The 11,045-nt window shown below is 35.3% G+C and carries 11 protein-coding genes; 8 read left to right on the forward strand and 3 right to left on the reverse strand.

Features of this window, described 5'->3' with window-relative positions:
• The 3 genes from AC1DSB_RS07685 to AC1DSB_RS07695 form a co-directional block, all read left to right on the forward strand.
• Positions 1-672: FTR1 family iron permease (locus AC1DSB_RS07685; protein ID WP_477586316.1), on the forward strand; the 672-nt coding region annotated here is incomplete at its 5' end.
• Positions 673-778: 106 nt separating this feature from the next.
• Positions 779-1,045 carry a DUF1292 domain-containing protein gene (locus AC1DSB_RS07690; RefSeq protein ID WP_016429449.1) on the forward strand — a complete coding sequence of 89 codons (267 nt, stop codon included), beginning with the start codon at positions 779-781 and terminating at the stop codon, positions 1,043-1,045.
• Positions 1,046-1,264: 219 nt separating this feature from the next.
• On the forward strand, positions 1,265-2,620 hold the full coding sequence (locus tag AC1DSB_RS07695) for an arsenic transporter (protein ID WP_036660158.1): 1,356 nt from the start codon (positions 1,265-1,267) through the stop codon (positions 2,618-2,620).
• 217 nt (positions 2,621-2,837) lie between these two features.
• Here AC1DSB_RS07695 and AC1DSB_RS07700 read toward each other — a convergent pair whose 3' ends face one another.
• Positions 2,838-4,325, reverse strand: a complete 1,488-nt coding sequence (locus tag AC1DSB_RS07700) for a hypothetical protein (protein WP_477532390.1) — start codon at positions 4,323-4,325, stop codon at positions 2,838-2,840.
• A 55-nt stretch (positions 4,326-4,380) separates the two neighbouring features.
• Positions 4,381-6,387, reverse strand: coding sequence for an HAD family hydrolase (locus AC1DSB_RS07705; protein ID WP_477586318.1), 2,007 nt, complete (start codon positions 6,385-6,387; stop codon positions 4,381-4,383).
• Positions 6,388-6,638: 251 nt separating this feature from the next.
• On the opposite strand from AC1DSB_RS07705, the gene AC1DSB_RS07710 reads away from it, so the two are divergent.
• Positions 6,639-7,397 carry an exodeoxyribonuclease III gene (locus AC1DSB_RS07710; RefSeq protein WP_477532388.1) on the forward strand — a complete coding sequence of 253 codons (759 nt, stop codon included), beginning with the start codon at positions 6,639-6,641 and terminating at the stop codon, positions 7,395-7,397.
• Positions 7,398-7,462: 65 nt separating this feature from the next.
• Here AC1DSB_RS07710 and AC1DSB_RS07715 read toward each other — a convergent pair whose 3' ends face one another.
• Positions 7,463-7,828: a hypothetical protein gene (locus AC1DSB_RS07715; protein WP_477586320.1), complete on the reverse strand. Its 366-nt coding sequence runs from the start codon at positions 7,826-7,828 to the stop codon at positions 7,463-7,465.
• A gap of 185 nt (positions 7,829-8,013) precedes the next feature.
• Between AC1DSB_RS07715 and AC1DSB_RS07720 the strand changes: the two genes are divergently transcribed.
• From AC1DSB_RS07720 to AC1DSB_RS07735, 4 genes are all read left to right on the forward strand, one after another.
• Positions 8,014-8,217, forward strand: a complete 204-nt coding sequence (locus AC1DSB_RS07720) for a hypothetical protein (protein ID WP_342542920.1) — start codon at positions 8,014-8,016, stop codon at positions 8,215-8,217.
• Between the two features lie 113 nt (positions 8,218-8,330).
• Positions 8,331-9,800 carry a nicotinate phosphoribosyltransferase gene (locus AC1DSB_RS07725; RefSeq protein WP_036660257.1) on the forward strand — a complete coding sequence of 490 codons (1,470 nt, stop codon included), beginning with the start codon at positions 8,331-8,333 and terminating at the stop codon, positions 9,798-9,800.
• 12 nt (positions 9,801-9,812) lie between these two features.
• Positions 9,813-10,640: an ammonia-dependent NAD(+) synthetase gene (gene nadE / locus AC1DSB_RS07730; RefSeq protein ID WP_477586322.1), complete on the forward strand. Its 828-nt coding sequence runs from the start codon at positions 9,813-9,815 to the stop codon at positions 10,638-10,640.
• Positions 10,641-10,790: 150 nt separating this feature from the next.
• Positions 10,791-11,045: AAA family ATPase (locus AC1DSB_RS07735; RefSeq protein WP_477586324.1), on the forward strand; the 255-nt coding region annotated here is incomplete at its 3' end.

An 11,045-nucleotide genomic window follows, 5' to 3' on the forward strand; every position in this document is an offset into this window, starting at 1 on the left:
GGAGCGGGCACTGGAATCAGTGTGAGTGTTATCGCAGCTATATTGATGTCCACGTTGTTTCAGTCAGGAACAATTGGAACAAGCCGTGAAGTAATGGAAGGATATGTCGGGATAGCGGCTGCAGTTATGATGCTGGGAGTTGGCATTTGGCTGCATAGCAAATCTACCGTCACATCATGGAACCGTTACATTTCAAAACAAATGACACACGCATTGTCGATGCAAAGTGTATGGTCGATGACATTTTTAAGTTTCCTGACGGTATTCAGAGAAGGTGCTGAAACTGTTGTGTTTTATATGGGAATTGCCCCGAAAATGTCGACGTTTGATTTCATATTGGGGATTGTCCTTGCGATTTTGATTTTAGTTGCGACGGCATTCTTTTTTGCGAGAGCCAGCAAAAAGATTCCTCTGCATTTGTTCTTTGGTGTAGCTACTGTATTCATTTACCTATTGGCCTTTAAAATTATCGGTGCAAGTTTACACACGTTGCAATTGACGAACGTCTTACCGACACATATTATTTCTAATTTACCAGTTATAAATTTCATCGGCTTCTATCCATCAGTTGAAACGTTGACTGGTCAGGTAATTTTGCTGATTCTAATCGCAGGCACGATTATCTATAAGAAAATGGCATCAACTGTAAGCAATACAAGTTTACAGAGTTAGCCAGAAAACACGAAATCCTATCAAGGGTTTCGTGTGTTTTTTTGGCGAAAATGGGTATACAATTAGAATGAGAAAATATTGAACTTAATTAGGAGGAGAATGAACAATGGAAAAAATTGAAGTTGGAGATATTTTTACCTTAATGGATGAAAACGATCAGGAGCAAGAAATTGAAGTATTAGGAACTTTAACTTTAGATGATGTGGAATATGCTGCAGTTGCTTTTGCCGATGAAATCGATGAAGATTCTGAAGGGGATATCGATGTTTTCTTTTTAAGAGTGGAAGATGATGAGCAATTGTCCCTGATTGAAAGTGATGAAGAATTTGATCGTGTGTCCGCTGCGTTCAAAGATTATGAAGAAGAAGAGTAAAAAGAAAATCGGTTAGACTTGTGATAGAAATAAAATAATTTGTGAATTACAAAAGACCTTCCGTATGTTCAAAAACTTACAGAAGGTCTTTTTCTAATTTCTTAGTTAAATCATGAAATATAATGCCCTAATATCCTGTTCCTTCTTAATAGGATTGAATATATATAAGTAAACGGACATTCAAGTAAAATACTTTTGAAGAAAGGTTAATGTTAATGTATGAGTTTGGAAATTGTAATGACGGTTTTTGTGTTTCTAACGACCATGTTAGTAATATTCTGGAGACCTAATGGAATGAATGAAGCATGGCCTGCATCGGTTGGGGCCGCAATTATATTACTACTCGGCATCGTATCACGTGAAGATATCTTGGATATTATTAGTAAAATCGGTGGAGCCTCAATTACCATAATGGCAACGATTGTCATGGCAGTCATATTGGAAAGTTTCGGTTTTTTCCACTGGTCAGCTGCAAGACTTGTCAGTTTATCAAAAGGATCAGGTCCTCGTTTATATTGGAATATTCAATTGTTATGCTTTTTAATGACCCTCTTATTTAATAATGATGGAAGCATCTTAATAACAACCCCTATTTTAATTCTCCTGCTAAAAAATCTTAGGCTTAAACCTCATCAACAAATACCATATCTATTAAGTGGAGCTCTCATTGCAACTGCATCCAGTGCTCCCATTGGTGTAAGTAATATTGTGAACTTGATCGCCTTAAAGATCGTTCATATGAGCCTTTATATGCACACAGCCATGATGTTTGTCCCTGCGACGTTGGGATTATTGTTTATGTCATGTTTGATGTATTTGGTTGTTAGAAATAAATTGCCAAAAAAATTACCTCACTCTGCAAATGAAATAGAGGAAAGTTTTTTTACTAAACAATTTCATCCATTAAAAACAGGTGTTAATGTAGAAACAAAGCGACAACGTACTAAATTTATGCTGAAAATATTACTTTTTGTTTTTGTCATACGTTGTCTGTTATTTGTAGCATCTTATGTTTCTGTTCCGATTGAACTAGTTGCAGTACTCGGCTCGCTTGTATTGCTGATTTGGAGATGGTATCACTTACGAACAAATCCTATTGATATCTTGAAAAAAACCCCCTGGCATATTCTCATCTTCGCTTTTTCTATGTATGTAATTATTTATGGTTTGCACAATATAGGTTTAACTGAGTTGCTCGTTCAAATTTGCGAACCAATTGTAAACCAAGGACTATTTCAAGCGAGCTTTATTATGGGAGGATTAGTTTCTATTCTTTCTAACGTTTTTAATAATCATCCAGCATTAATGATTGGTACCATAACACTAACTGAAATGGGACTTGAACCCATTACTCTTAAGACTATTTATCTCGCAAACATTATTGGAAGTGATATGGGATCATTGTTATTACCTATAGGAACACTTGCCTCTCTTATATGGATGAATATTCTCAGAGCAAATAAGTTAAATGTAACATGGAAGGACTATTTAAGTTTATCTTTGATGGTTGTGCCACCAACAACGATTGTCACTTTATTATTATTATTCTACTGGGTACAATTGGTATTTGCATAAAATACGATGTACCCCCTAATAAAGTGACCCAGGAACAATTCCGAGGTCACTTATTAGCTGTCTAGGTAGCAGGACCTTTCATAAAACTGTTCAGTTTATGGATGTATTCTTTTTTATTTCTTGAATTTGCAATTCAGAATTGGATCAAAAAAGTAATTTAGAAAATTAACCAAGTGTAATAGGGGGATTTTAGATGTGGAAGAATGAATGGAATATTTTATTTGGATCGAGTATTCAACTTTTCTCTCAGTTCAGATTCCAATTTAATGTAGTGCTTCAATCTCTTTTCTGTTGCTTCTAATATCCCTTCTAATATCTTTATTCTTATCTGATCTTCTGATAAAGCTTTTACTTTAATTAATTCGTTTGAATTTCTCAGCGATTTTTCAAATTCCTGTTGATTAATCATAGTCCTAGTATCCTTCCTTTTTGAATAAACAAAAAATATTTCTGAGTATTGTTCAATTTCATTAATTGTACTGTTGTGATTAATTTCAACTGGCACCATACTCTCAAATACTTCTTTGTCAGGATAATCATAGAACAGATACTCCTTATTGGAATTAATGAAGATGATAATAGACTCGCAATCAATTGATTTAATAAAATTACTTATTTCTCTAGATTCCTGAAAAGTATTACGGTTAAAATCATCAATTATAACAATACTTTTATGAGGAATTTGACTCGAATTATTAACACTAATAACACTGCTGCACAATTGATTTCCAGAACAATTCAATAAATTTTCCAGAAGCAGTTTATCTGTATTCATTTCATAAATTTCATAATCTGCCGCTAACTCATTGATTAACTTCACAACACAATAATAACGATTTGTAATATTAAAATACCTTTCAAAATCAATGGAAAAATTTATGCAATTTTCGAAATGACCCATTATGTTATTTATGCGAGGGGGAGTTATAGTAATTACTGTTTTCGGTTTTTCATTAAAAATAAAAGGAATTAACTCTGATGGAAACTCCTTTTTTATTACAGTTGCCTGCTGAAATATCCCATTATAGAACATAAGATCATCAGGATGGGGGTATATCACTAACCTGGTTTCCGGTTCAGGTACGAAGTAATCAACCATTAGTTGATATATTTTTTTTTGTTCTTCGTAAGTTATAAAATTAGAGAGAAGTTCTGTTAATAAGATTGTTGAATCTTTATTAATTTGAATCTTTTGATTGATACCAAAAAATACAAGAACTTTATCAAGAAAACTACGACCCATTCTACCCATACTTTCAATCAAATCAAAATGTTCTAGGTTAGGTTCATCGAATTCTATGATTCTTTTGTTGAAGTTTCCTATTTTCTTAGTGATTATCTGATTCTTTCTATCGTATCCGCTGCCATCTTCCAAGGAAGTGAAATTAATTTCTTTTTCAATCAAATAAATTCCAAAAATACTATCCGGGCTCTCTACAATTATTTCAGTAAATTCGTGGGGATTAATCTTATTTTCCACAAGATATTTTTCAATTACATAATTATTTTTTTCGGTATCTAATTCGTGGGTATTTAAAAAAAAAATTTTATCAAAAAAGAGACCTTCCATTTCCTTAAACTGTGGGAATTTTTCTTTAATTGAATCTGATAATAGAATGTAACAAACCTGTTCTTTATGAAAAAGTTCTTTATATATGATGCAGTGTAACAATTGATGAATTGTAACTACATGGTACAAAATCATGATGTTCACTCCGAATCTAAATTGTAAAAAACATATTTCTGCTTAATTAGTAGACTTATAGATTAGCCTGATCCATTATGTCATTTAATGTTTCGAAAGATTGATTTTCAGTATCCGCAATTACTCCTCTGGAAAAACTCAAGTCACCAAAATTTTCCCTTATAAATCGAAGGTCTCTTATGATCATTCTGAATGGTAAATACGCATCGTACCCAGATATGTTAAAGAGATACTCATAATTCGAAAACGTCTTCTTATATAACTTTACAAAATCATAAATACCTTGATGAATTTGTTCAATAATCTTATAGTTTTCAACTTCTGGGACATCAAATAGTAATTTATATCCGTCTTCAGTTCTCTTAAAGCCGGAGAATGAAGGATAGCAAGCCTGCGTAAATAACTCGAAAAATACATTATTATGTTTAGTACTTGTGTGTGTATCGTATAAATTTCTGTTAAGCATTCTAGARAAAATGTAAACTCCTATTTCTTTCTTCATGATCTGGYTTAGATTACCTGTGTGGTTCGAGTGTCTACAAGCGGCTACTAAACTGTGAACTTCACAATTTAACTTCCATTTTTGTTCAATCAAATATTTAATCCCTGCCCCCCCAGATCCAACCCAGCCAACATCAACTACCGCAACTTTTTTACTTCCTTGAATTATATTCATAAAATACTCTTTTACAATTGCATGATCTTCAGTTAGTTTTTTCACAACAGTTGCCCAATTTTTCACTAAAAACGATTGAATTAATTTTACATTTCCTTTATGAATCTTATCGTCTTCTTTTAGGTCATGCTGAGTCAACAAACTAAATAATTCCTCTAACTCCAAGGACTCAAACAGACCTTTGATTGTAATTCCTAATGCACTTTTTGCTTTGTGTTGAACCATTCGTTTCAAGAAATCATATCGGTTTTTTTCTATTGTATATTTCGCATTAGCAATTCGAGACCAGTAAACATATTCAGTATCCATATCAGTGAAAAGAAAATTAAATACTTTCCTATAAATGTCTCCGTCTCTTGAAAGAAACAATATTTTATCTATATTATTTTGTTTTGCATAATCATAAATCCATTTGCAGTAGCCCAATATATACAAACCACCATAAATGAAACCATATTCATAATGAGGAGTATATTGCTTAATACCATTATGCAAATGAGTATTAACAATTCCACTGTATGTGGAAGCAATTAGTTCGGACATATCGTCTGGGCGGTATTGATTTCCAGTCTCATGAACGTTATTGTAATATCTTGCCTCTATGCCTATTTCTTGAGCGCTTTTTATATCTGATTCATAATTCGCCCCGACGTGTWCCATACTCAAATCCTTGCCTAATTTTGTTAAAGCTATATTGAATAATTGTTTATCGCGTTTACTGCAATGGTTCTCACAGGAAACAAAAACGTCAAAAAAACCACTAAAACCTGAGTTCTCCAACAATTGTTCAATCATTGACTTTGTTAAATACATATCGGAAATAGCAATTATTTTTTTATTTTGGGACTTAAGTATTTCAAAAACATCTTTCATATAGGGATTAGCAAAACAAAACTCTAATTCTGTTTGTAACTCTAACTGCACGCCATATTGTTTATCAATTCCTGTTCTTAACTCAACTTGTTCGTAAATATCATATATTGTTACTTCGCTAATTCCTTTTTTTCCTTTTGCTTGATTACGCGCTTCCTTTTCCGCTTCCCTTCGTATAGCCATAAAATTCACACAGCTATGTTTTTCCCCTAATATCATGAAAAGATGATGAGGTTGGGCAAACGGTCTTAATAACAAAGTGTCAAATACATCAAACGAAATAACCTCGTATTCTAACATATTTCTTGCAAAATCAAGTGCTTTTGGTCGGCTTATTATTTTCGACTCCGAGCCATCTAAATATGGCAACTTTAGTTTCTCTTTTGGATTAAATGGTAATGCATCTATAAGTATTCCTCCTTTTACACATTGGAATTTCTTGAGCAGGAATAACCCAACGGTTGCCCGTGGCACATTTAAGCAAATAACAGTCGTATAAATACCGTCTTCCATTTATGACACTATTATCTTATTCTGTTTGTTCAATTGAAGTGAAGGTGAGCCGGGAGGTTTAGACAAAAAAGCATCTTCAGTAGTATATGCATTGATAAAATTTTTGAGGAAACATGCCGTGATTTTTACATCACCTTTTTATTGTGGTTTTCGGAAGGTTTTTTCTTTATAAGTCTGTCTTTTTGGTGATAGCTAAAGTGTTTGATATAGTTATTCATAGATTTAGTGCCATCAAAAAGGAGTAATAAAGGATGAAAATAGTTTCGTGGAACGTAAATGGCATTCGAGCTTGTGTGAAAAAAGGATTTCTCGAGTATTTTCAACAAGTAAATGCTGATATATTTTGTCTGCAGGAGACAAAGTTGCAGGCTGGTCAAATAGAATTGCATCTAGAAGGATACGAACAATACTGGAATTATGCAGTGAAAAAAGGCTACTCTGGTACCGCCGTATTTACTAAGAAAAAGCCGCTATCCGTCAGATACGGAGTAGGGGACCTGAGTGAAGAAGCGGAGGGGAGAATTCTCACCTTGGAATATGAACAGTTTTATTTAGTGAACGTCTATACGCCGAATGCCAAGCGGGATTTAACAAGACTTCCCTATCGCTTGGAGTGGGAAGATGAAATGCGTACCTACTTACAGCAACTCGACCAAATCAAACCCGTGATTATGTGTGGGGATTTAAATGTGGCACACGAAGATATTGATCTCAAAAATCCCAAAACAAATAGAGGAAATTCTGGCTTTACAGTGGAAGAACGTGGCAAGATGACCGCACTGCTTCAAGAAGGGTTCACCGATACATTCCGCTACTTTTATCCTGATACAGAAGGGGCCTATACGTGGTGGTCATACATGAGTAAAGTGAGAGAACGTAATATTGGATGGCGAATTGATTACTTCATAGCATCCAATAGACTTGAAAACAGACTCAAAGATTCGTATATTCATCCTCAAATACTTGGTAGCGATCATTGCCCAATCATATTGGAAGTAGCAGACATGTAAAAAGCCTTTCATGAGTTCATTGAACTTGTGATAGGCTTTAATATTTGTTATGCAGGAATATGTTATCAGGTACGTTTGAACRAGCTATTGTTTGAATGTAAGATCGAGCCGATGTAGCCTGCAAGATAGGCAATAAGCATAACAAAGATGAAGGTTAAATCAATTGAAAAATGTCGGCTGTAAAATTCACTTAATATGATGAAGAGAGCTCCACAAATACCACCGATGTGTGGAGATGATTTAATATAATAGCGCATCGCCACTAACCCGCCACTAAGCGCGATAACGAAAAAATTGATTTTCACGAGTAATTCGTATGACATGGCGTGCAATAGCTTAATTTCTATGAATAGTAAAAATTGCAGAATGAAAAATTGAGCAACTAAAGAAAGCAAGATAACAGGCAGCCAATCAAATTTTTTACCTTTCAAAATGAACAACCTCCTTGTATCAAATTGTATGCATACCAGGCATCAAAAAGAATAAGTGAGGATTCATTGTCTTAATATGATGGAAATAATGAAAATGACGATAGAAAATTTCCAGTATTGGCCGTATTTCGAGTATAATGAAGAGAAGCAAAGACCAATTATATCTCTCCGAAGGAGGAAATTACATGACAGAAAACAACGAAAACAACCAGCAAGAAGCACCGAAGAAAAAAATGAGTCTAAAAGAAGCGATGCAAAAGCAGTTGGAAGCGAAGAAAAACCAATCGAATGAAAACAATGCCAAAGGAAATTCAACGCAATCAGCGAAAAAAATGCAAAGTCAACAAACCAAAAAAGTGAGCAATACACGTAGAAAAATGGGTACATAATTTATCAACGCAAACCAATTTCACAATTGGTTTGCGTTTTTGTTAGAGAAGATAAGATTTCGGGTAAATGGTGTATACTAAGGACTATTATGATCGTGGAAGAAGGTTTAATGATGACTTCAAGATATGCTGATGATGGACTTGCATTACATACAGACTTATATCAAATCAATATGGCGGAGGCCTACTGGGCTGACGGAATACATAACAGAAAAGCGGTATTTGAGTTGTTTTTCCGCAAGCTTCCATTTGGCAATGGTTATGCCATTTTTGCGGGACTAGAGCGAGTGCTGGATTTTCTCCGGGAGTTTCATTTCTCCGATAGTGATTTAGCGTATTTGCAGGATGAGCTGGGGTACAAGGAAGATTTTATCAGTTATTTACGCGAGGTCCGTTTTACAGGTAACGTTTATTCCATGGTGGAAGGTGAACTTGTTTTTGCCAATGAGCCAATCATTCGTATAGAGGCCCCACTCGTGGAAGCGCAATTGATTGAAACTGCACTCCTGAACATCGTCAATTACCAAACGCTGATTGCGACGAAAGCCAGTCGAATTAAACAAATTGTAAAAACTGATACCGTGATGGAATTTGGTACACGTCGGGCACAGGAAATGGATGCGGCAATTTGGGGCGCACGTGCTGCCGTCATCGGTGGACTAGAAGCAACGAGTAATGTGCGGGCTGGTAAAAAGTTCGGCATTCCTGTTGCAGGAACCCATGCACATTCTCTAGTACAAGCATACAAAAGTGAATATGAGGCTTTCCATGCTTATGCAAAACGCCATAATGATTGTGTGTTCCTTGTAGATACATACAATACATTGAAAATTGGTGTACCAACGGCTATTCAAGTGGCGAAAGAGCTTGGGGATAAAATCAATTTCATTGGCATTCGTCTGGATAGCGGTGACATTGCTTTCCTTTCTAAAGAGGCGCGCAAAATGCTCGACGAAGCCGGATTTACAGAAGCGAAAATTGTTGTATCAAACGATTTAGATGAATATACAATCTTAAACTTAAAAGCACAGGGCGCAAAAGTGGATATGTGGGGAATTGGCACAAAGTTAATTACAGCTTATGACCAACCAGCCCTTGGAGCAGTATACAAAATTGTATCAATCGAGAGTGATAAAGGTGTGATGGAAGATACAATTAAAATTTCTTCTACAACTGAAAAGGTCACGACACCTGGTCGGAAAAAATTGTATCGGATTATTGATCGTGAAAATGGAAAAGCAGAAGGCGATTACATCACAATGTTTGATGAAGATCCAACCCATGAAAAGCGTTTGAAAATGTTTCACCCAGTTCATACATTTGTGTCTAAATTCGTGACTAACTTTGAAGCTAAAGATCTTCATACAAAAGTTATTGAAAATGGACAAATCATCTATTCAAATCCAACTTTGTTTGAAATGCGTGATTATGCATCGACGAACTTGGAACTGCTTTGGGATGAGTATAAACGTTCATTAAATCCAGAAGAATATCCAGTGGATTTAAGTCAAAAATGTTGGGATAACAAGATGCGGAATATCCAGGAAGTTCAAGAAATGGTCGACCGAATGCATTATGCTTGAGGAGGCGCTATCATGACAAACTTACAGCAGACAATTATAGAAGAATTGAAAGTTAAACCATCGATTGACCCCCAGGAAGAAATTCGGACGTCGATTGATTTTATGAAAAGCTATTTAACAAAGCATCCATTCCTTAAAGGAATGGTGCTTGGGATTTCAGGCGGACAGGATTCTACACTTACAGGTAAACTGGCACAAATGGCCGTGAATGAATTAAATGAAGAAGCGGGAACTGAAGCCTACTCATTCATTGCAGTACGGCTGCCATATGGAGTCCAGTTTGATGAAGCCGATTGTCAAGATGCATTGAATTTCATTCAACCATCAAAAATTTATACGGTAAATATTAAGGAAGCGATCGATGCCAGCAAACGTGCACTTGATGCATCTGGAATCACTCTTTCCGATTTTGCCAAAGGCAATGAAAAAGCACGTGAGAGAATGAAAGTTCAATATTCAATAGCAGCGATGCACAGTGCGGTCGTTCTTGGAACGGATCATGGTGCTGAAGCCATCACAGGATTTTATACAAAATTTGGGGATGGTGGCGCAGATTTAGTCCCGTTATTCAGATTAAATAAACGTCAAGGCAAGCAAATGTTAAAAGCTTTGGGCAGTCCTGAACATTTGTATACGAAGATTCCAACTGCTGATTTGGAGGAAGATCGACCGGCATTACCGGATGAGATTGCACTTGGTATAACTTATGATCAAATTGATGATTATTTAGAAGGCCGAGAAATTCTTTCTGAACCACGAGAAAAATTGGAAAATTATTATTTACGCTCTCAACATAAAAGACATTTACCAATAACCGTCTTTGACGACTTTTGGAAATAAGCCAAAGCACACATGGAAATCATCCGTGTGTGCTTTTCTTATATAATAATAAGTTGTAAAAAAGGGTAATTTTAGTTAAACTTACGTTATAATATGTTAATTTTCTAAAAAATATAATAATTTAAGTAGGACAATTGGGGGAGTAATGAGATGAGAAACCAAGAGAAAATACATGCAATTGTAGATAATATTGAACGTGTAATGATTGGGAAACGTGAAGTTGCCGAGTTAAGTGTAGTTGCGTTAATTGCGCAAGGCCATGTATTGCTTGAAGATGTGCCTGGCGTTGGAAAGACCATGATGGTACGTGCTTTAGCGAAATCTGTTGGTGCTCAATTCAAACGAATTCAATTCACGCCGGATTTATTGCCATCGGATGTAATTGGTGTATCGATTTACAATCCT

Source organism: Paenisporosarcina sp. P4_E4_2, assembly GCF_056401595.1.

Bases quoted from the DNA above. Each gene is read 5' to 3' on its own strand.
- AC1DSB_RS07690 (WP_016429449.1), top strand. From the start codon at position 779: ATGGAAAAAATTGAAGTTGGAGATATTTTTACCTTAATGGATGAAAAC.
- AC1DSB_RS07695 (WP_036660158.1), top strand. From the start codon at position 1,265: ATGAGTTTGGAAATTGTAATGACGGTTTTTGTGTTTCTAACGACCATG.
- AC1DSB_RS07700 (WP_477532390.1), bottom strand. From the start codon at position 4,325: ATGATTTTGTACCATGTAGTTACAATTCATCAATTGTTACACTGCATC.
- AC1DSB_RS07710 (WP_477532388.1), top strand. From the start codon at position 6,639: ATGAAAATAGTTTCGTGGAACGTAAATGGCATTCGAGCTTGTGTGAAA.
- AC1DSB_RS07720 (WP_342542920.1), top strand. From the start codon at position 8,014: ATGACAGAAAACAACGAAAACAACCAGCAAGAAGCACCGAAGAAAAAA.
- AC1DSB_RS07725 (WP_036660257.1), top strand. From the start codon at position 8,331: ATGACTTCAAGATATGCTGATGATGGACTTGCATTACATACAGACTTA.
- nadE (WP_477586322.1), top strand. From the start codon at position 9,813: ATGACAAACTTACAGCAGACAATTATAGAAGAATTGAAAGTTAAACCA.